17 protein-coding genes and 1 pseudogene are annotated in these 21724 nt (G+C 58.2%); 10 read left to right on the top strand and 8 right to left on the bottom strand.

The window, feature by feature from the left end; genetic code table 11:
• The 3 genes and pseudogenes from P1U71_RS04595 to ruvX form a co-directional block, all read right to left on the bottom strand.
• Positions 1-371, bottom strand: a pseudogene (locus tag P1U71_RS04595) (amidohydrolase family protein); the annotation flags it as partial.
• Positions 368-1315, bottom strand: coding sequence for an aspartate carbamoyltransferase catalytic subunit (locus P1U71_RS04590; RefSeq protein ID WP_301104374.1), 948 nt, complete (start codon positions 1313-1315; stop codon positions 368-370). The pseudogene P1U71_RS04595 and the gene P1U71_RS04590, both read right to left, overlap by 4 nt.
• Before the next feature lie 56 nt (positions 1316-1371).
• Positions 1372-1830 carry a Holliday junction resolvase RuvX gene (gene ruvX, locus P1U71_RS04585; protein ID WP_301104373.1) on the bottom strand — a complete coding sequence of 153 codons (459 nt, stop codon included), beginning with the start codon at positions 1828-1830 and terminating at the stop codon, positions 1372-1374.
• Between the two features lie 106 nt (positions 1831-1936).
• On the opposite strand from ruvX, the gene gatC reads away from it, so the two are divergent.
• From gatC to gatB, 3 genes are read left to right on the top strand one after another with little or no spacing between them, the layout of a single operon-like run.
• Positions 1937-2224, top strand: a complete 288-nt coding sequence (gatC, locus tag P1U71_RS04580; RefSeq protein ID WP_301104372.1) for an Asp-tRNA(Asn)/Glu-tRNA(Gln) amidotransferase subunit GatC — start codon at positions 1937-1939, stop codon at positions 2222-2224.
• The gene (gene gatA, locus P1U71_RS04575; protein WP_301104371.1) at positions 2224-3702 is read left to right on the top strand and encodes an Asp-tRNA(Asn)/Glu-tRNA(Gln) amidotransferase subunit GatA; all 1479 of its coding nucleotides are present in this window, start codon (positions 2224-2226) and stop codon (positions 3700-3702) included. The genes gatC and gatA overlap by 1 nt, the downstream gene beginning before the upstream one ends.
• Positions 3703-3704: 2 nt before the next feature.
• Complete coding sequence (gatB, locus tag P1U71_RS04570) at positions 3705-5159, top strand: Asp-tRNA(Asn)/Glu-tRNA(Gln) amidotransferase subunit GatB (protein ID WP_301104370.1); 1455 nt, start codon at positions 3705-3707, stop codon at positions 5157-5159.
• 304 nt (positions 5160-5463) lie between these two features.
• Here the strand turns inward: gatB and P1U71_RS04565 are convergent, their stop codons facing one another.
• Positions 5464-5781, bottom strand: a complete 318-nt coding sequence (locus P1U71_RS04565; RefSeq protein WP_301104369.1) for a hypothetical protein — start codon at positions 5779-5781, stop codon at positions 5464-5466.
• Positions 5782-5891: 110 nt separating this feature from the next.
• Between P1U71_RS04565 and recO the strand changes: the two genes are divergently transcribed.
• The 4 genes from recO to P1U71_RS04545 all read left to right on the top strand — a co-directional run bounded on the left by recO (position 5892) and on the right by P1U71_RS04545 (position 11309).
• Positions 5892-6680: a DNA repair protein RecO gene (recO, locus tag P1U71_RS04560; RefSeq protein ID WP_301104368.1), complete on the top strand. Its 789-nt coding sequence runs from the start codon at positions 5892-5894 to the stop codon at positions 6678-6680.
• A 42-nt stretch (positions 6681-6722) separates the two neighbouring features.
• Positions 6723-8951 (top strand): DNA topoisomerase IV subunit A, encoded by a 2229-nt coding sequence (gene parC, locus P1U71_RS04555; protein WP_301104367.1) that lies wholly within the window; start codon positions 6723-6725, stop codon positions 8949-8951.
• A gap of 35 nt (positions 8952-8986) precedes the next feature.
• A complete protein-coding gene (locus P1U71_RS04550) occupies positions 8987-10597 on the top strand; it encodes an AMP-binding protein (RefSeq protein WP_301104366.1) in 1611 nt (536 codons plus the stop codon).
• A 115-nt stretch (positions 10598-10712) separates the two neighbouring features.
• Positions 10713-11309 (top strand): biotin transporter BioY, encoded by a 597-nt coding sequence (locus P1U71_RS04545; protein WP_301104365.1) that lies wholly within the window; start codon positions 10713-10715, stop codon positions 11307-11309.
• A gap of 55 nt (positions 11310-11364) precedes the next feature.
• Here P1U71_RS04545 and P1U71_RS04540 read toward each other — a convergent pair whose 3' ends face one another.
• A complete protein-coding gene (locus P1U71_RS04540) occupies positions 11365-12939 on the bottom strand; it encodes a TRAP transporter large permease subunit (RefSeq protein ID WP_301104364.1) in 1575 nt (524 codons plus the stop codon).
• A complete protein-coding gene (locus P1U71_RS04535; protein WP_301104363.1) occupies positions 12936-13466 on the bottom strand; it encodes a TRAP transporter small permease subunit in 531 nt (176 codons plus the stop codon). The genes P1U71_RS04540 and P1U71_RS04535 overlap by 4 nt, the downstream gene beginning before the upstream one ends.
• 538 nt (positions 13467-14004) lie before the next feature.
• Between P1U71_RS04535 and P1U71_RS04530 the strand changes: the two genes are divergently transcribed.
• The 3 genes from P1U71_RS04530 to P1U71_RS04520 all read left to right on the top strand — a co-directional run bounded on the left by P1U71_RS04530 (position 14005) and on the right by P1U71_RS04520 (position 18823).
• Positions 14005-15096: a TRAP transporter substrate-binding protein gene (locus tag P1U71_RS04530; RefSeq protein ID WP_301104362.1), complete on the top strand. Its 1092-nt coding sequence runs from the start codon at positions 14005-14007 to the stop codon at positions 15094-15096.
• A gap of 63 nt (positions 15097-15159) precedes the next feature.
• A complete protein-coding gene (locus P1U71_RS04525; RefSeq protein WP_301104361.1) occupies positions 15160-16155 on the top strand; it encodes a TRAP transporter small permease subunit in 996 nt (331 codons plus the stop codon).
• Positions 16156-16165: 10 nt separating this feature from the next.
• Positions 16166-18823, top strand: a complete 2658-nt coding sequence (locus tag P1U71_RS04520) for a TRAP transporter large permease subunit (protein ID WP_301104360.1) — start codon at positions 16166-16168, stop codon at positions 18821-18823.
• 100 nt (positions 18824-18923) lie between these two features.
• Here the strand turns inward: P1U71_RS04520 and P1U71_RS04515 are convergent, their stop codons facing one another.
• Both P1U71_RS04515 and P1U71_RS04510 read right to left on the bottom strand, forming a co-directional pair.
• Positions 18924-19643 (bottom strand): arginyltransferase, encoded by a 720-nt coding sequence (locus tag P1U71_RS04515; protein ID WP_301104359.1) that lies wholly within the window; start codon positions 19641-19643, stop codon positions 18924-18926.
• 91 nt (positions 19644-19734) lie between these two features.
• Entirely contained in the window at positions 19735-21591 is a 1857-nt protein-coding gene (locus P1U71_RS04510) for an SLC13 family permease (RefSeq protein ID WP_301104358.1), read from the bottom strand.
• Positions 21592-21724: the final 133 nt, after the last annotated feature.

Below are 21724 nucleotides of genomic sequence, written 5' to 3'. Positions count from 1 at the left end.
GCGCAGGTCGTCTTGGCGCGGCGGCGGACCATTTCCACAATCGCCGGATCGTCGATCACGGGCTCGGTGGCGGGGAAGGCATTGATGGTGGTGACCCCGCCCGCAGCGGCGGCCATGCCCGCGGTCATCATGGTTTCGCGATGTTCCTTGCCCGGCTCACAAAGATAGGCATGGGCATCGACAAGGCCGGGCGCGAGGCAGTAACCGTTGCAATCCTCCACCTTCGCGCCGTCGGGAATATTCCCCTTCTTGATATGGGCACCCCAGTCGAGGATCTTGCCTTTCTCGATCAGGACACCGCCCTGAACATCCGTATTTGTTGCCGGGTCCAGCAGGCGGGCGTTGATAAGGGCGCGGATCGGTTTGCTCATGCCGCTGTCCCCCGCGAAAGAAGATCAAGGCAGGCCATGCGCACGGCGACGCCCATTTCCACCTGTTCCGATATGGCGCTGATATTCAAATCGTCGGCAATCTCGCTGTCGATCTCGACGCCCCGGTTCATCGGCCCCGGATGCATGATGAGTGCGTCCGGCTTGGCGACAGAGAGCTTTTCCTTGTTCAGGCCGAAGAAATGGAAATATTCGCGGATCGACGGCACGAAGGAGCCCTGCATCCGTTCGGTCTGCAATCGCAGCATCATGACGATATCCGCATCCTTCAGCCCTTCGGACATTTTGTTATAAACTTCCACGCCCATCTTCGCGGCGTTGGACGGGATCAGGGTCGTCGGCCCGACGATGCGCACCCGCGCGCCCATGATGTTGAGCAGCGCGATGTTGGAGCGGGCGACGCGGCTATGCTGGATATCGCCGCAGATGGCGACGATCAGCCCTTCCAGACGTCCCTTGCGGCGGCGGATGGTCAGCGCATCGAGCAGCGCCTGCGTCGGATGTTCATGGCTGCCGTCCCCGCCGTTGATGACGGCGCAATCGACTTTCTGCGCGAGCAGATGTGGCGCGCCCGAATCGCCATGGCGGATCACCAGCACGTCCGGGTGCATGGCGTTCAGCGTCATCGCGGTATCGATCAGGGTTTCGCCCTTTTTCACCGAGCTGGAGCCGACCGACATATTGATCACATCCGCGCCGAGGCGTTTCCCGGCAAGCTCAAACGAGGTGCGGGTCCGGGTGGAGTTTTCAAAGAAGAGGTTGATCTGGGTCTTGCCGCGCAGGAGATCACGCTTTTTGTCCGGCGTGCGGGCGATCTCCGCGTAATGTTCGGCCAAGGAAAGGATTTGATTGATATCGGTGGCGTTGAGCCGCGCGATATCGAGGAGATGCCGATGGGCAAATCGTATGGGATCTGTGTTTGTCATTAAAAGCCAACTGTATAGCGGCCTTCCCGAAAAGCGACAAGCGCAAGTTGATATTTTTATCTCATCGCGTCGAGCGCGCCCTGAAGGATGTAGGCGGCGGCCATTTTATCGACCGCTTTCGCCCTTTTTGCGCGGGATGCGTCGGCATCAATCATACTGCGGGTGACGGCGACAGTGGAGAGCCGCTCATCCCAGAAACACATGGGCAGGTCGAAATATTCCTCAAGATTTTTCTGAAACTGGCGAATCGACTGGCAGCGCGGCCCCTCGCTTCCGTCCATATTGACCGGCAGGCCGATGACGAAACCGCCGATGGACCATTTCTCGATGATTTTGCGAATTTCTTCCGCATCCGCCTTGAACTTTGTCCGCTTGATTGTCATAAGGGGCGTGCCTATTTTCAAGGCGGGATCGGAAATGGCGAGCCCGATGGTTTTCGTGCCCGGGTCCATGCCGAGGAGCCGCTTGTCGAGGGGCAACAGATGTTTCAAATGGGTGGGGTTGTCGAGAAGCATTGGTTACGCTAATTTGCAGCCAATGTCGGCTTGGCGTCCGTTTTTTAAGTTGGAAACAGTCCGGGCCGACCCTCCGGATAGCTTCTTTTATAGCAAAGGGTGACAGATGTCGCTTGATAAAGCCACTGTGGCTAAAGTAGCCAATCTGGCCCGCATCAAGGTCGAGGAAAAAGACCTCGAACCGATGGCGGCCGAACTGAATAATATTCTGGGCTGGATTGAACAGCTTGGCGAGGTGAATACGGACGATGTGGAGCCGATGACCTCCGTCGCGCAAATGAGCCTGCGCTGGCGCGCGGACGAGGTGACGGACGGCGGCTATGCCGAGGATGTCGTCGCTAACGGCCCGAACCATGAAGACGGATATTTCGCGGTGCCGAAGGTGATCGAATAATGAGTGACCTGACCAGGATGACAATCGCGGAGGCGCGCGACGGCCTCGACGCCGGGGATTTTTCGGCGCGCGAACTGACCGCCGCCCATATCACGGCGATGACGGCCTCCAAGCCGCTGAACGCCTTTATCACCGAAACGCCGGATCAGGCGGTCGATGCCGCGACGGCGTCCGATGCGCGCCGCGCAAAAGGGGAGGCGGGCAAGCTTGAGGGCATCCCGCTCGCCATCAAGGATCTTTTTTGCACGAAGGGCGTTCTGACCACCGCAGCCTCGCATATTCTCGATGGTTTCACGCCGCATTATGAAAGCACGGTGACGTCTAATCTTTGGGATGAGGGCGCGGTGATGCTCGGCAAGGCCAATCTCGACGAATTCGCCATGGGGTCCTCCAACGAGACCAGCTATTACGGCAATGTGGTCAATCCCTGGCGACGCGAAGGCGACAACCGCGACCTGGTGCCGGGGGGTTCCTCCGGTGGTTCGGCAAGTGCGGTCGCGTCATTCAGCGCCATGGGCGCGACGGGGACGGACACCGGCGGATCGATCCGTCAGCCCGCCTCCTTCACCGGCATTGTCGGCATGAAGCCGACGTATGGGCGCTGTTCGCGCTGGGGCGTGGTGGCCTTTGCGTCCAGCCTCGATCAGCCGGGGCCGATGGCCCGCAGCGTACGCGATACCGCGATCATGCTGGAAGCCATGGCCGGGTTCGATGCGAAAGACAGCACCAGCGTCAATATGCCGGTCCCGAATTTCGAGGATGCCATGACCGGCGATATCAAGGGCCTGAAAATCGGTATCCCGAAGGAATACCGTATCGATGGCATGAGCGATGAAATCAGCTCGCTCTGGCAGCAGGGTATCGACTGGATGAAAGACGCCGGGGCGGAGATTGTCGATATCAGTCTGCCACATACGAAATACGCACTGCCCGCCTATTATATCATTGCGCCGGCGGAGGCGTCCTCCAACCTCGCGCGCTATGACGGGGTGCGCTATGGCCTCCGGGTCGAGGGGAAAGACCTCAATGATATGTACGCCAGCACCCGCGCCGAAGGCTTCGGTGCCGAGGTGAAGCGCCGCCTGCTGATCGGCACCTATGCGCTGTCCGCCGGATATTACGACGCCTATTACCTGAAGGCGCAGAAAGTCCGCGCGCGCATCGCCGAGGATTTCAAGCAGGCCTATCTTAACGTTGATGCGATCCTGACCCCGACCGCGCCGTCCGCCGCCTTTGGCTTTGGCGAGAAGGGGGATGATCCGCTGGCGATGTATCTCAATGACGTCTTCACGGTCCCGGCAAGCCTTGCCGGGCTTCCCGGCATTTCGGTGCCGGCGGGCCTCTCGAAAGACGGCCTGCCGCTTGGTCTGCAACTGCTCGGGCGTCCGTTCGATGAGGAAACCGTGTTCCGCGTGGGTGGTGTTCTGGAAGAAGCCGCCGCCTTTACCGCGACGCCGACCGACTGGTGGAGGGGATAACGATGGGAATGATTATTCAGGGTGCCACCGGGGATTGGGAGGTCGTGATCGGCCTTGAAATCCATGCGCAGGTGACCAGCAAGTCGAAGCTTTTTTCGGGTGCGTCCGCCGCTTACGGCGCGGAGCCGAACAGCCAGGTCTCCTTCGTTGATGCGGCGATGCCGGGCATGCTTCCCGTGATCAACGAGATGGCGGTCGAGCAGGCGGTGCGCACCGGTCTCGGCCTTAACGCCAAGATCAACGAGTTTTCTGTCTTCGATCGCAAGAACTATTTCTACGCCGATCTTCCGCAGGGCTACCAGATCAGCCAGTTCTTGCAGCCGATCGTCGGGGAGGGGAAGATCATCATTGACCTGAAAGACGGGGAGACGCGGGAAATCGGCATTACCCGCCTGCATCTGGAGCAGGACGCGGGCAAAAGCCTGCATGATCAGCATCCGAGCCAGACGTTCGTCGATCTTAACCGTTCCGGCGTGCCGTTGATGGAAATTGTGTCCGAGCCAGATATGCGCTCGCCCGAGGAAGCGGCGGCCTATGTGAAGAAAATACGCAGTATCGTGCGTTATCTTGGGACATGTGACGGGAATATGGACGAGGGCTCCATGCGCGCCGATGTCAATGTGTCCGTGCGCAAACCGGGCGATGAGTTTGGTACGCGCTGCGAGATGAAGAACATCAACTCCGTGCGCTTCATGCAGCAGGCGATTATCTATGAAGCCAACCGCCAGGTTGATATTATCGAGGCGGGCGGCACGGTCGATCAGGAAACCCGGCTCTATGATCCGGATAAGGGGGAGACCCGGTCCCTGCGCTCCAAGGAAGAGGCGCATGACTACCGTTATTTCCCCGACCCGGACTTGCTCCCGCTCGAATTCGACGGGGCCTTTATTGCCCGCATTCGTGAAACACTTCCCGAACTGCCGGACGATAAAAAAGCGCGCTTTATCAGTGAACTCGGCCTTTCTGCCTATGATGCGGGCGTGCTGGTCACGGAAAAAGAGGTGGCCGATTATTTCGAGGCGGTGGCCGAGGGGCGCGATGCCAAGCTCGCGGCAAACTGGGTGATCGGCGAGTTGTTCGGCAATCTCAACCGGACGGGGAAAGATCTTTCGGACAGCCCGGTTGCGGCGAAGGCACTCGGCGAACTCATCGATCTGATCAAGGACGGCACGATCTCCAACCGGATCGCGAAAGAGGTCTTCGAGGAAATGTTCGATACCGGCAAGGCGGCAGGCGACATTGTCGAGGAAAAGGGCCTGAAACAGGTTTCTGATACTGGCGCGATCGAGGCCGCGATTGACGACGTGATAGCCGCCAACCCGGACAAGGTCGCGGAATATCGTGGTGGCAAGGACAAGCTTTTCGGCTTCTTCATGGGGCAGGTGATGAAAGCGACGCAAGGGAAGGCGAACCCCGGCGTGGTGACCGAAATCATGCGGCCCAAGCTCGACGGGTAATTCGATGAGATAGAAAGACAGGATGTGGTCGTGCAGGCGACCGCATTTTCTCTATCTTACGTGTAGGATTGGACAGCCCAGATCAGCATCAGCACCGGGAAAGTGAAGATATAGGCGGCCTCGCGCAGTTTAGTGCTCAGCTCGGCACGGGATTTGGGTTTGCGAGCGGACATGAAATGATCCTTAAAATACTCAACGAAATGCAATTATCGGCGAAATCTAGGTAATTTCGCATCCGCAGCATTGATTTAAATCAACGGGTTATTCGATGTGTCTCGCGAATGCAGCATTCTTCGGCGGATGGCTAGATCATCACAATCTCCAACCGATAAGGGGCATTGTCAGTGATCTGGATAATTTCCATATCATGATAGGTGGGTGTTGATTTGCGGTAGGAAATACCCCAGGCCGTCACATCGATGCGGCAGATCAACCCGTCATATTTCAGCGCGACCTGATAGCCTGACGTTGGCCCGCTGCATCGGCAGCGATGATATTTGAACGGGGTGAGGGTATCCGGCGGGGGAGTGAGCCATTCGGCGCCCTCGGTCTCCAGCGCCTCATAGTGCAGATTTTTATCGTTGATGGTGCTGATCAGGGCGATATGGGCTTCCAAGGGCATTCTTCCTTCCTCTTTTTGTCTTCCATGGGACGCATTGCCGCTCCGCCTTGTGAGAAAAAAGCGGTGCGAATTCTGTTCGGAATAACCGCGTGATCTGATAGGTTCGATAAATGCAATGGAAAGATAGCGGTCTTATCCTCAGTGTCCGGAAACATGGGGAAAACAGCGTGATTATTCATGCCTTTACCCGCGAACAGGGGCGCTCTGCCGGGCTGGTGCGCGGCGGTGTCGGCCGCCGCTTGCGCGGCATCTTGCAGCCGGGCAATGAGGTCGATCTTGCCTGGCGGAGCCGCCTCTCGGAGCAGCTCGGCGCCTTCACGGTAGAACTCAGGAAATCCCGTGCGAGTGCCCTGTTCGATGCGCCGGACGCGCTGGCTGGCGCAAGTTCCGCGCTGGCGCTTCTGGATATTGTCCTCCCGGAACGGGAGGCGCATGGTGCGCTTTTCGATGCAACCCTGCTATTGTTCGATGCGCTGGCCGACCAGCCGGAGATCTGGCCGCTGCTGCTGGCACGTTGGGAGCTGGGGCTTTTGAGCGAAATCGGATATGGTCTCGACCTGACCCATTGCGCGGCGACGGGCGTGACGCAGGACCTGATCTATGTTTCCCCCAAATCCGGCCGTGCGGTAAGTGCGGCGGCGGGCCAGCCTTACCACGACAAGCTGCTCCTGCTCCCTGCTTTTCTAAGGACTCGTTCCTTTGATCCGGAGGCGGCGGAGGAGGCAACAACGGCAGATATGCTCGGCGGGCTGGAGCTTACCGGCTATTTCATCGGCAAGTTCATGGGAGAGCATCACCCCAAGATGCATCTCTCCGCGCGGGAGCGGATGCTGGGCGCTCTCCGTCGCCGTTACGCCTCTCAATCCGGGGTGAATTTATCGGAAAATGATGCGCCTTAATTTTTCCCTCCTCAAAATAAAAACTGGTGGTATATAGGGGGCATGAGTGACCATTCCCCCATTTCTCCCGGCGAGATCGTCCCGACCTCGCTTAAAGACGCCATAAGCGAGCGATATCTTGCCTATGCGATGTCCACCATCATGTCCCGTTCCCTTCCCGATGTGCGCGACGGGCTGAAGCCGGTTCACCGGCGCCTGCTCTATGCGATGCGGATGCTGAAGCTCGATCCGGGGTCGGGCTTCAAGAAATGCGCCCGCGTTGTCGGCGATGTGATCGGTAAATATCATCCGCATGGGGATCAGTCGGTCTATGACGCGCTTGTCCGCCTTGCGCAGGAATTCGCGCAGCGCTACACCCTCGTCGAGGGGCAGGGGAATTTTGGCAATATCGACGGCGATAACGCGGCGGCCATGCGCTACACCGAAGCGCGGATGACGGTCATTGCCGAGATGCTGCTTCGCGATATCGACCAGGACACGGTCGATTTCCGCCCGACGTATGATGGCGAAGACAAGGAGCCGATGGTACTGCCAGCGGCCTTTCCGAACCTGCTCGCCAATGGCTCGGCGGGTATTGCCGTCGGTATGGCGACCTCCATCCCGCCGCATAACGCGACTGAGCTGGCGAACGCTTTGCTGCATCTGATCAAGTTCCCGAATGCCGGGATCGATAAGCTGATGGAGTTTATTCCGGGGCCGGATTTCCCGACTGGCGGGGAGCTGGTGGAGAAGCCGGAAAATATCCGCGAGGCCTATCTCACCGGGCGCGGCAGCTTCCGCCAGCGCGCCACCTGGGAAATTGAGGATCTTGGGCGCGGTACCTACCAGATTGTCGTCACCGAAATTCCCTATCAGGTACAGAAAAGCAAGCTGATTGAGCGGATCGCTGATCTGATCCAGACACGGAAACTCCCGTTTCTTGCCGATGTACGCGATGAATCGGCGGAGGATATCCGCCTCGTGCTGGAACCGCGCAGCAAGAATGTCGAGGCCGAGATGCTGATGCAGGGGCTGTTCCGCCTCACCGATCTTGAAAACCGCTTTTCGCTCAATATGAATGTGCTGGATGCAACCCAGACGCCGGGTGTGATGAGCCTGAAAGATGTGCTGCTCGCCTTCCTTGATCATCGGTTTGAGGTGCTGGTCCGCCGCTCCAAATTCCGTCTTGGCAAGATCGAGGCGCGGCTGGAGGTTCTGGAAGGCTATCTCATTGTCTTCCTCAACCTCGATGAAGTGATCCGCATCATCCGCGAAGAGGATCATCCGAAGCAGAGCCTGATCGATACCTTCACGCTGACAGAGAATCAGGCGGAAGCAATCCTGAACATGCGGCTGCGCTCCTTGCGCAAGCTGGAGGAAATGGAGCTTCGCACCGAGCATGACAGCCTGAGCGTGGAGAAGGCCGAGCTGGAGGCGTTGGTCGGCAGTGAGGAGTTGCAGCGGAGCGCGATCGCGGATGAGATTCGCGAGATGAAGAAGACGCTTGCCGGAATACCCGCAATCGCCGAGCGCCGGACCCGCATCGGCGAGGCGCAGGAACTGCCCGATATCCCGCTGGAAGCGATGATCGAGAAGGAACCGACCACCGTCATCTGTTCCGACAAGGGCTGGATCCGCGCGCTCAAAGGCCATACCGAGGAAAATGGCGCCGAGAAATACAAGGACGGCGACCGGGGCCGGTTCTGGATCACGGCGGAGACGACGGACAAGCTGGTGCTGTTTGCGACCAACGGTCGCTTCTACACCATCGGTTGCGACAAGCTTCCGCGCGGGCGCGGGCATGGAGAGCCGGTGCGGCTGATGATCGATCTTGGCAATGATCAGGAGATTGTCTCGCTCTTTGTTCACAAGCCGGACCGCAAACTGCTCGTTGCCTCCAGTGACGGGCGCGGCTTTGTCGTTGATGAAAATGGCGTCATCGCCCAGACCCGGAACGGAAAACAGGTTCTCAATGTCTCCGGCGATGTCGAGGCGGCCTTCTGCATCGATGTGGAGGGGGACAGCGTCGCGGTGATTGGGGAAAACCGCAGGCTCAACTGTTTCGCGCTGGAGGAACTGGGCGAGATGGCCCGCGGGCGCGGCGTCACCTTGCAGCGCTATAAGGATGGCGGGCTCTCGGATATCAAGACCTTCACCAAGGAGGACGGGCTTACCTGGAAATCCGGCGAGCGTACCCGGACCGAGACGGACCTGACCGGCTGGTACACCCGGCGCGGGAATGCCGGCCGCCTCCCGCCGCGTGGCTTTAACAAGAACAACAAGTTCAGCTAGTTTATATTCATTATTGTCATTGAAATGAGGGGACAATGAGCACTGTTTATGAGGCTTTTCGCACAACTTTTACGAAATATCCGGATAATCCATTTCTCTGTGTACCGGCTTATGCGAAGCGGAGCTATCATCCCGATGGTGTCGAGATAACCTATGCGGAAGCGGCAGAAGAGGTTGAGCGGCTCAAGTCCATTTACCGGAATCATGGCTTTTCCCACGGCAACCGGGTCGCCTATCTGCTGGAAAACCGCCCCGACTATCTTCTGCATCTGCTGGCGGCGAATTCCCTCGGTATTTCCTGCGTGCCCGTCAACCCGGACTATCTGCATGACGAGATGTCCTATCTGCTCGATCATTCCGAGGTCGATCTCGTCATCACGATCGAGGCGCGGGCAAAGGATGTGCAGGCCGCCGCGTCGGAGCGGGCGCGACCGCTTCCCGTTGTCCTGTTCGAAAAGTTCGGTGGACCCATGCCGCGCCCCCGGCCCGCGCCGCATGGTGGAAAAGCACCGGATCTGATGAGTGAGGTCAGCCTTCTTTATACCTCCGGCACGACCGGGCGGCCGAAGGGCTGCATCCTCACCAATGATTATTTCCTGACCGCCGGGCGGACCTATAGGGAGCTGGGCGGTGTCGCCGCTATCCGGGAGGGGCAGGAGAGGGTCTATAATCCCCTGCCGCTCTTTCACATGAACGCGGGCGCGGTCTCATTCGTTTGTATGATTCTCTCGGGCGGTTGTCTGGTCATCCCTGACCGGTTCCATCCCTCTACCTGGTGGCAGGAAATCGCCGAGACCCGCGCCACGGTAATCCATTATCTCGGCGTGGTGCCGCCGCTCTTGCTGAACCAGCCAAAAAGCGAGTTTGAAGCCGCCCATAATGTGCGCTTCGGTCTGGGCGCAGGCGTCGAGCCGGAACTGCATGAAAAGTTCGAGACGCGCTTTGGCTTTCCCCTGGTCGAGGTGTGGGGCATGACGGAAACGGGGCGTGTTTTCGCCGATTGTATTGAGCCCCGGAAAATTCATACCCGCGCCTTCGGTCGGCCGGGCGAGATGCAGGCCCGTGTCGTTGATGAGAAGGGACAGGATGTTGCCATCGGAACTGAGGGCGAATTGTTGGTGAATTGCGCTGGCGATGATCCACGGCGTGGCTTTTTCTCGGGCTATCTCAAGAATGAAGAAGCAACAGAGGAAGCCTGGCAAGGCGGCTGGTTCCATACCGGTGACACCGTGCGTCAGAACGAGAGCGGAATGCTCTATTTCGTGGATCGCAAAAAGAACATCATCCGCCGATCCGGTGAGAATATCGCCGCCGCCGAGGTGGAGGCTGTGCTGCAAACCCATGACGCTATCGCCAAGGTCGCGGTGATCGCGGTCAAGGACGAGATTCGTGAGGAGGAGGTGATGGCCTGCATCGTGCTGATGGACGGCGTTGCCCCCTCCGATGAGACCGCGCGGGAGATTTTCGACTATTCGAACGAAGCCCTCGCCTATTTCAAGACGCCGGGATGGATCCTGTTTCTTGATGATTTGCCGACCACCGGCACACAGAAAATCCAGAAGACGAAGATTTTCGGGGCCGATGTCGATCCGCGCGAGAAGGCCGGGGCGGTTGATTTCCGGAGCTTCAAGAAGAAAGCCAAATAGGATTTCGAATAATATTAAGCGGTGACGCAATTTATACGTTGAACAACAAACGTTCGTTTGGTAACCATTCATTGTCTTGTCGGCCCGTTCGGGCGAGTTCGTGAAAGGAACCAAAATGTCGTCATCTGAGACTTCTTCAACCCTGATTGGCGCTCTGTGGAGCGTGGACGTAGATGCGTCCCGTCTGGAAAAATTCTTCCGGATTGCTGTTCTCGCGTTCGCCGGAACCGCGCTTCTTGCGATTTCCGCGCAGATTTCCGTGCCCATGTGGCCCGTTCCCATGACCATGCAGACATTCGCCGTTGTCCTTATCGGGGCGGCCTATGGCTGGCGTCTTGGCGGTGCCACGGTGGCGCTCTATCTCGCGGAAGGGGCCATGGGCCTGCCGGTCTTTTCAAACGGTGGCAGCCTTGCCTCTCTCGCCGGGCCCACGGCGGGTTATCTCTTCGCCTTTGTTGCCGCTGCCGCCCTCGTTGGCGCACTGGTTGAGAAGGGGTGGGGACGCTCTCTTTTCAAGACGAGCCTGGCCATGACAATCGGCACGGCGGTGATCTTTGCGGGTGGCCTTGCGTGGCTCTCCACCTTCACCGGTGTTGAAAAGGCGCTGGTCGTCGGGATGTATCCGTTCCTCGTCGGCGCGGTGGTCAAGATTGCGCTGGCGGCTGCGGTTCTGCCGATGGCGTGGAAGCTGGTCGGGAAAATCCGCAAATAGCCTCAAAACTTCAAACGACAGGCGGGCGGGGAGTTCTGGCTTTCCGCCCGTTTTTTTATGTCCCGCCGTTTAAAAAGGCTGGCAACCAGGTCGCGAGCGCAGGGAACGCGGCAAGCAGGCCAAGCGCCACAAGCTGCAGGAATACAAAGGGGATTGCCCCCCGATAGATAACACCTGTCGTCACTTCCGGCGGGGCGACACCGCGGAGGTAAAAGAGGGCAAAGCCAAAGGGCGGGGTCAGGAAGGATGTCTGCAGGTTCATCGCGATCATGATGCCGAGCCAGATCGGGCTGATATCCATCAATAGCAGCACCGGTGCGATGACCGGCACCACGACGAAGGTGATCTCGACGAAATCGAGGAAAAATCCCAGCAGGAAAATCACGATCATCACGACGAGCAGCGCGCCGAAGCGTCCGCCCGGCAGATCGCTCAGCAGGCGGTAGACGAGATCATCCCCGCCGAGGCCCCGGAAGACGAGGCTGAAAATGGTGGCGCCGATCAGGATCACGAAAACCATCGCCGACATTTCCAGGGTTGACTGGCATACCTCCCTCAGGATGTGCATCTGATAAAGCCGGAGAAGGGCAAGGGCGAGCCCCACGATTATTAGTGCGAGCAGGAGAAAGGCGAGCGCAGCGGCGAGGCCAACCCCCTCCGTGACGATGCCGGTGAGATCGGTGACATTGGCGAGAAGGAGCAAAGCCACGACGCTGATCCCGGCGGCATAGAGGAGCCAAGTCCCGCGCCCCTCCTGACGCAGGGCGGCGAGCAGGATTGCCCCGATCGCGCCGACCGACGCGGCCTCTGTCGGGGTGGCGATACCAAGCAGGATCGAGCCCAGCACCGCGATGATCAGAATAACCGGCGGTAAAAGCGAGCGGAGGAGGAGAGGAAGCAAGCTACCCTCAGGACCGCTCGCCTCTTCCACCGGGACAGCGGGGGAGCTTTCCGGCTTCAGCCAGGCGATCACGAGCTGATAGAGAATATAAAGCCCGACGAGAATCAGGCCGGGAATCAGGGCGCCGGCAAAAAGATCGCCAACCGAGACAGGCTCCGGCGACCAGTTGCCTTTCAGCGACTGCGCGGCGACATAGGCGTTGGAGACTTGCTCCGCCAGGATAATCAACACGATGGAGGGCGGGATAATCTGCCCGAGGGTGCCGGCCGCGCAGATCGACCCGGCGGCAAGGCGTGGATCATACCCCTTCTTCAGCATGGTCGGCAGGGACATCAGCCCCATGGTGACAACGGCCGCGCCGACGATCCCGGTGGAGGCGGCGAGCAAGGCGCCGACAACGATCACGGAAATGCCGAGGCCGCCGCGCAAATTCCCGAACAGCGCCCCCATGGCACCGAGCAGCTCTTCCGCGATCTGCGATTTTTGCAGCATGATCCCCATAAAGATAAAGAGCGGGACGGCAAGCAATGTCTCGTTCCACATGGCGACGCCGAAAATGCGCGACGGGATCGCACCCAGGAGCGACAGATCGAACACGCCGAGCAACCACCCGATGCCGCCCATGAACAGCGCGCTGCCTGCGAGCGTGAAGGCCACCGGATAGCCCGCCATCAGGCTGAGGATCGTCACGGCAAAGAGCGCGAGGGCGAGGGTGTCCGCGAGGGTCATGACGTCTCCCTCGTGAAAATCTGCGCTGCGGCGCGACAGGCGCTCGCGATCCCCTGCAGGATCATCAGGACGGGAAAGACCAGCAGCAGGGATTTCAAAAGGAAAAGGACGGGCAAGCCGGAGCTTTCGCGCGATCCTTCCATAATCGTCCAGGACCCGGCGACATAGGGCCAGCTGATGATCAGGATCACCAGGCAGACCGGGATCAACAGGAACAGGCTGCCCAGCAGGTCGATGACCGCTTTGCCTCTTTTCTCGAGCTTGCCATAGAGGATATCGATGCGCACATGGCCGTCCCGGCGCAGGGTGTCGGCTGCGCCCAGCATGAACAAAAGCGCGAAGCTGTAGATCACGCTTTCCTGTAGTGCGATAAGACCCACACCGAAAACATAGCGGGCGAGGACGAGGAAAAACTGCACCAGCACCATGAACAACGCGAGCCAGGAAACATATTTTCCGATGGCGGCGCTCAGTTGTTCGAGTAATCCGGCAAGTGAGGTGAGGCGGGTCACGCAGATTTCTTCCATATTACAGGGTCTTGGCCCCTGCCCAGCAGAACTAACCGCGTTATAGGCGAGCCGCCCGAATTTGGCAACTGCATGGATTTTCCGCCGCCACGCGCGGCCCTGTATCTACAGGATTCGACCAATTGCCTCCCGATAGCGATGGAATTTACTATAACCCACCAGAATTCATGCTGTTTTCCCAATCATTTTAATGAAAAGCCGGGGGCAAAATTATCTATACTGGTGAAAGCATTGAATCAGATAGTATAGTTATTTAAAACAATAAGTTATACTGTTTTTCTAAGATTATAACATAGAATACGGCAATAATATGCAATTTTTAGAATATGAAAATTTGCCTTGTATTTGGCCTATCTTCCTGCAAAATGCCTGCAACAGGGAGAATTCGCGAAATCAAGCAACTGGCTTTTGATGCCAGGCTAATAAGAAATCTGCGCCAAAGCAGGTCACCGAAATCCCGCGAATAATCTGTTACATGAATGCTATTTTGGGGGACGGCTCGATCCGTCCTTCAGTTTTAAAATGGGAGGAACATTTTATGGAACGACGCAAGTTTTTAACAGGCGCAGCGATTGCTGGCGCAGGGGTTGCCGCCGCACCGTTTGCGGCACCGGCCATTGCCCAGGAACGCATGGAAATGACGGTTGTCTCAACCTGGCCACGGGATTTCCCGGGGCTCGGGATCAGCGCCCAGCGTCTCTGCGCACGTATCACGGAAGTCAGCGAAGGCCGCATCACGGTGAATTATTTCGCTGCCGGTGAGCGTGTCGGCGCGTTCGACTCGTTCGACGAAGTTGCCTCCGGTAACGCTCAGGCCTATATCGGCGCTGACTATTACTGGAAGGGCAAGCATCCGGGCTTCGCCTATTTCACCTCTGTGCCGCTCGGCATGACGACGGTGGAATGGAATGCCTGGATCAAGTTCAAGGGCGGTCAGGCTCTGTGGGACGAAATGTCCGGTGAATTCGGCCTGAAAGCACTGCCTTGCGGCGCGACCGGTACCCAGATGGGCGGTTGGTTCAACAAGGAAGTGAACTCTGCCGAGGACTTCAAGGGCCTCAAGTTCCGTATGCCGGGTCTCGGTGGCGACGTGATTGCCAAGCTTGGCGCGTCTGTTGTTTCGCTTCCGGGCGGTCAGATTTATGAAAACCTTGTCTCCGGCGCGATTGACGCAACGGAATGGGTTGGCCCGTATAATGACTACTTCCTGAAGTTCTACGAAGCCGCCAAATACTACTACTATCCGGGCATGCATGAGCCGGGTGGGGGACTGGCCTTCGGCATGAACAAATCATGGTGGGAAGGTCTCTCCAAGTCTGATCAGGACCTGATCACGGTCTGCTGCATGGAAGAACATGCCGCGCAGTATGAAGAAGCACAGGCCCTTAACGGTGAGTATCTGCAGAAGATGATCACCGAAAATGGCGTCGTCCTGAAGGAATTCAATGACGATGTGTATGATGCTTTCGCCGAAGCCGCCGCCGCGGTCTTTGAAGAAACACGCGCCCATAGCGCGCTCGCAACGAAGATCGACGATTCCTTCCAGATGAACCTCCGGGAAATCGGCGGTTATCAGAAGATCGCGGAAGTTGCCTTCTCTAACCAGCGGAACCGAGTGCTGGGTATATAAGTTGCATTTATTGCGGATGGGGGCGGGATTACAATCTCGCCCCTTCCACTATGGGAGGCGCTGATGACGATGGCGGGAGATGTCTATGCATCAAACCGCGGACTGCAGTGGTCAGTTCGTGTTTTTGGCTGGTGCATGTTAATTGGATTGCCAATCTACTTTTTCAATAATTATCTGATTTTTGTTCAGGGTTGGCCTGGCCTTGCGCCGATTTTCGGCGGCGGCGAGGTTTCAACCGATTCCTGGATACAGCTTAGTCTATATTTTCTCGGGCTTGTTTTTGCCATTGTCCTGGTCCGCCGGACATCCGGCCGTCATTTGCGGGACGAGGCGGCGATGATTACCCGCTTTAATACGTATCTTGTCCGCGCGGCGTTCTGGGCGGTCTTTCTGGTCGGCCTCGTCGACATGTCTCTTTCCTTTCTCCGGATTGAGGGGTTGTTACCGTATCTGATCGGGGATGAGTTGAATGTCGAGATGGGGCGCGCCCATTTTCGCGGACCCTATATCCATATTCCCCTGATCGTCCTGTCGCTCCTGATCGCGCTTCGCTCCCGCACGCTTGGCTTTCAGTGGCTGGCGCTACTGGTTGTCTTTGCCGAGCTGGCGATTGTTCTGTCTCGCTTCATCTTCTCCTATGAACAGGCGTTCATGGGGGATCTGGTCCGCTTCTGGTACGCCGCGCTGTTCCTGTTCGCGAGTGCCTACACCCTGGTGGAGGAGGGGCATGTGCGCGTTGACGTTTTCTATGCCGGCTTTACCAACAAGACCAAGGGCTTTGTCAATGCGGTTGGCACGTTGTTCATGGGGATTACGCTCTGCTGGACGATCCTGTTTGTCGGCATGGGAAGCAAGGCGTCGATTATCTATAGTCCGCTCTCCAATTTCGAAGTGAGCCAGTCCGGTTTCGGCTTGCATGTGAAATATCTCATGGCCGGATTTCTGGCCGTGTTCGCGGTGACCATGCTGATCCAGTTCGTCAGCTACCTGATGGAGGCCGTTGCCGATTATCTCGACCAGCCGGGCCATCATGACCATGAAGCGTCATTGACGGGATAGAGTATAAATTATGGAACTTGTCTTTCTCGCTCTTCTTATCTTCCTGATGGCTCTGGCCCTCGGGTCCGGCTATCCGGTTGCCTTCGCGCTGCCCGGGTCGGCCATTGTGACGGTCGCTCTTGCCGCCATCGTCGGTTATGCCGCGACCGGAAACCCGGATGCCTATTTCTCGCATGGCGGCCCCTGGCAATGGCTGAGTGCCGGGGTGACCAACCTGCGCGGCGTCTATTGGGAGGTTGAACGCGACACGCTGATCGCGATCCCGCTGTTTATCTTCATGGGCATCATGTTGCAGCGCTCCAAAATCGCGGAGGATCTGCTGGTGACCATGGCGCAGCTGTTCGGTCCGGTGCCGGGAGGTCTCGGGATTTCCGTTGTCTTCGTGGGCGCACTTCTGGCGGCGACAACCGGGATTGTCGGCGCAACCGTGGTGGCCATGGGGCTGATCTCCCTGCCGGCGATGCTGCGCAACAATTATTCGAAGTCGCTGGCGACGGGGACGATTGCCGCGTCGGGCACATTGGGGCAGATTATCCCGCCGTCGATTGTTCTCATCATCCTCGCCGACCAGCTGGCGAGCGCGGTGGACCAGGCGGGAACCGCGCGCAAGGCACTCTATAAATCCGCGACGGGGGAGCTGTCGATGCCCTCGTCCTTCGACGTGGTGTCCACCAGTGCCGGGGAAATGTTCCTCGGGGCCTTCGTGCCCGGCATGCTGCTTGTCGCCATCTATATGCTGTTCATCCTGATCTACGCCCTGATCAATCCGAAAGTGGCACCGGCTGTCCATGGCGGAACTTTTGACAGGGCGTTTTTCAGCAAACTGGCTCTCGCGCTTTTCCCGCCGCTTGGGCTGATCTTCCTTGTTCTGGGATCGATCCTCGCCGGTATCGCAACGGTGAACCAGGCGGGCGCCATCGGTGCGGTGGGCGCCATCATGATGGCCGGATACCGCCTGAAAAGCGGGGAGAAGCTGGCCTATGCGCCGGTTCTGCTTGGCCTGGCATCGCTCGTTCTCATTCTTGGCGTGTTGCTTGTATTTGAGCCCAACGTCAAGGCCATTGACACGACGAAGGACGCCATCGGCATTGCGCTTGGCGTGATCGGAACCGTGGGGCTGATTATCGCCATCGGCTGGAGCAGCCTGCGGGCCTTCAAGATCGAGAATACCCTGCAGGAAGTGATGATCGAGACGGCGAAAACGACTTCTCTCGTGTTTATCATTCTGCTCGGTGCGGCGATGCTGACGGCGGCGTTCCGCGCCTTCGGCGGGGAGGAGCTCGTCCGTGACTTCCTCAACAGCATGCCCGGTGGCTTCTGGTCTAAATTCATCATCGTGATGGCCGTGATCTTCATTCTCGGCTTCTTCCTCGACTTTATCGAGATTGCCGTGGTGGTCGTGCCGATCGTGGCGCCGATCCTGCTGGCCGATCCGTCGGCGAATATCACGGCGGTCTGGCTCGGCGTGATGATCGGGCTGAATATCCAGACCTCCTTCCTGACGCCGCCCTTTGGTTTTGCCCTCTTTTACCTGCGCGGTGTGGCGCCGGCGATTGTCAAAACCGTGGACATGTATAAGGGTGTGATTGCCTTTATCACCCTGCAGCTGATCGCGCTGGCGATCGTCGGGCTCTATCCGCAGTTGGTGAACTATCTGCCGAACCGCTCATCCTTGACGTCGGAGACGGCACCGCCGCCCCGGAACCCGCGCCTGAACTATTGTGTCGACCGGTACATCGCCGACCAGTTCCTGACCAACGGCGCCGCGATCAATGCCTCGATTGCAGAGGCGCGCCAGCTTAATCTCGATTATCTGCCGACACGATTGAAATCCGGTGTTGAGAAGAGCTTTGACGCCGCGGAGAGTGCGCCGGCCCTGATGGCCGACGCCTGGAAGGCGGATGACGTTATCAATGATAAGGTCGATGATTATACAACGATCCAGCGGGTTGTCCGCGCGATCGAGGCCGAGATCGCCGATTTGGATCTGCGGATCAAGGACCTCAAAATTGATATTGGCCGGATGTATTCCGACGATCTGGCGGATGCCAAGAAGAAGCTGGAGGACCGTGTCGCCGCGCTGGAAGCGGAGCGGGAGACGCTGGGTGCGGAAATTCCGGCTGACTGGAAAGAGACCTACGGCAACTTTCATAAGCTGTTGAAGGATGAATCCCTGCTCAGGAGCAAATACAATCGCGCCGCCGGGGAGGCTTATAAACCGGTCGCGGAACTGATCGCCGTCCTGCAAAGCAACGGAGCCTATATGGATCTCAAGCCTGAACTGATGAAGATTCAGGATGATTTGGCCGCCGGGGCGGACCCGGAACCGCTGCTCGCCTCTGTTGAGGAACTGGCCAGCCGTATTAACGATATCGAAGGGGCGGGCGATATATCCTCCGGCCTTTCAAAAGTCCGGCGCAATCTGCGGGACCGGACCCTTGATGTTGAAAAAGCGTCAGAGGAGATGGAGAAGGTCATGGCCGACTATGAAGCGCAGATCGACTGGCGCAATCAGGCCGGGACCAATCTGCTGCCGACGCTGGAGAAATACGAGAGGACGATCCGCGGTACCATGGGCATTCGTGAACAGCGCAAGCTGGATCAGGATCAGGCGGTCTATGTGGCGGGCTGCCAGTCAAGTCACCGGGACGTGTCCCATTACTTCTAGGGCCCGTTGAGGTGAGCGACCAAACAAAGATGCGGCGGGTTGAAAAATCCGCCGCTTTTTTTATGGTTCGATCCGGGAGGGTGGGGCGGTCGTGCGGACCCTATTTCGGCAGTAGTTTCCAGCCGTCGCGGGTTAATATCTCCGACGGGTAGAAGCGCTTTTTGTAGGCCATCTTCGGGCTCTGGTCGATCCAGTAGCCGAGATAGACATAAGGCAGCTGCTGGCGCTCGGCCTCAAAAATATGCCAGAGAATTAAGTAGCTGCCCGGGCTGCGATGATCCTCATCCGGATCGAAGAAGCTGTAGACCAGCGACAGCCCATCCTCCATCTCGTCGATCAGGCAGACCGCGAACAGGCTGCCATCGGGCTTCCTGAATTCCGACAGTCGGGAGCGGACAGGGCTTTCCTCCACCATCGCCTGATAATCGGAGTAATCCATATCCACCATGCCGCCTTCTGAATGGCGGGACGACAGATAGCGGTGGAACAATTCGAAATGTTCGCGTGTCGCCTCCGACGGGAGGAGGCGGGCGGTAATATCCTCATTCGCCTTCCAGATGCGCCGAAATGACTTTTTCAGACGGAAATCCCCGGCCCGGACGCGGATCGGGATACAGGCATCGCAGCCATCACAGGCGGGCCGGTAGGCAAGATCCTGACTGCGCCGGAACCCGGCATGGCTGAGCGTGTTATGCAATCCGTCGGGATCATCCCCGGCAAGCAGGGTCACCACCTTTCGCTCCAGCCGATCCTCAAGATAGGGGCAGGGGGCGGGCGGGGTCGAGAAGAAAAACCGCGAAGGGATTTCCACGCGTTTCATCTTGCCATATGTCTCGTATTTTTTCCCATGATATAAAGGTAACGCGAATTAGTGACTTCGCAAATAGCGCGCATAAATAAATGTCGCGAATCTACATTAATCCATAATAAAATGGCGCGAAAAGCGAGAATATGATCCAAAGCAGCAACACAAGCGGTGCGCCGGCCTTGAAAAAATCGGCAAATTTATAGTGCCCGGGCCCCATCACGAGAAGATTCGTTTGATAGCCCATTGGCGTGGCGAAGGAGCAGTTCGCGGCAAAAATTACAGCAAAGACGAAGATCATTGGATCGACGCCCAGTTCCTGCGCGATGCTGATCCCGATGGGGGTGAACAGGACGGCCGTGGCGTTGTTGCTGAGAATATTGGTAAAAATCGCCACCAGCAGGAAAAAGGCGGAGAGAATAACCGTCGGTCCGGCGCCCATCATCACGGTCAACACCCCATGGGCGAGATAGCTCGCGCCGCCGGTCGCCTGCATGGCCGCGCCGAGGCCAAGGGCCGCCCCGATGAGCAGCAGGATACGGCGGTCAATGGACCGGCTCGCCTGAAAGACGTTGAGGCAGCCGCTCACCACCATTGCCACCGCCCCGCAGACGGCGGCCACCACGATGGGCAGCAAACCGGTCGCCGCGCAAACGACGACAGCCCCGAAAATAAGCCGCGCCCGCCAGGCAAGGGCGGTTGCGGGCAGCTCCCGTGTTGACCATTCCATCAGCAGCACATCCGGGTTTTTGCGCAGCCGCATGATATCCGACCGGTTGCCGAGGATGAGCAGCACGTCCCCGGCCTCAAGGCGGATATCCGTCATCCGGCTGGTCCGGATCATGCGCGAACGGCGCTGGATGCCGATCACGACGCAGCGGGTGCGATAATGGAAGCTGATCTGGTAGAGCGCCCGCCCGATCATGCGGGACGCCGGGGCGACGACGGCCTCGGCCAGTGTTTGTTCCTGCACATTGCCAAGTTCTTCAACCGCTTCCGCATTCGGGCTGTCCGGCTCCAGAAATCCCTGCAATATCTGCGGATTATCCGAAAAAGCCTCGGTAATGGACTTGCGGGTGCCGGCGAACACGACCGCATCGGCGGGTTTCAGCGTGATGCCGTCAAACGGCGGCAGGAGGACATGCTCCCCCCGTTGAATGAACCGGATGGTGATGTTGCGAAGGCTCGGGAACTGACCGGCGACGGCCTCTTCGCCAACCAGCGGGCTGTCCGGCGCAACTTCCATCTGGACGATGAACTGCTTGCCGGAAATATCGACAACCTCCCCCTTCATCGAGGTTCGGTCGGGCAGGATGCGCGGGATCACCACGAGCGCGTAGATCAATCCGAAAAAGGCAAGTACGGCGCCCGGGATGGTGAAATCAAAGAAGCCGATTTTCGGCTGGCCCGCTTGCGTGGCCGCGGCCATCACCAGCAGGTTGGTGGAAGACCCGATCAGCGTGGTCATCCCGCCGAGGATGGAGGCATAGCTCAAGGGGATCATCAGGGTGGAGGTGGAGCGGTGCATCCGCTCGGCGAGGGCGGTCATCAGCGGAATGAAAATCACCACGACCGGCGTATTGTTCATAAAGGCGCTGATCACCAGCACGGCGGCGAGCACCACGGCGATGGCCAGGATCGGGTGATGACGGCGCAAGGTGACAAGGCGGCGGATCGGCTGTTCCAGCGCGCCGGTACGCACAATGCCCTGCCCGACAACCAGCAGGGAAAGAACCGTAATCAGCGCCGGATCGGCGATGCCTGCGAGAATCTGGGTCGGGGTCAGCAGGTTCGTGCCCGATTCGTCGACCAGCGGATAGAAATGAAACAGCAGCAAAAGGGCCGCAATCACCCCGATGGAGGAAATTTCCAGCTCGACCTGCTCATTGGCAAAGGCGAAAATCGCAACGGCAATAAGGGCGAAAACCGCCCAGATATGATACACTGACCCAACTATTTCCATCGGCCGTAATAATTTCCTTGCTGTTTTTACATGTCGGAGTAAAAGCGTCGCGTTAGCAGATATACCGACATCTCCATCATGAGGATTGTCTCTGATCTTGCAAGCCTGTTGTTATCGCCGAATGGCCATAAAC

Source organism: Sneathiella sp. (assembly GCF_029233945.1).
Lineage (GTDB): Bacteria > Pseudomonadota > Alphaproteobacteria > Sneathiellales > Sneathiellaceae > Sneathiella.
This window is presented reverse-complemented; position numbering and strand designations above follow the sequence as displayed.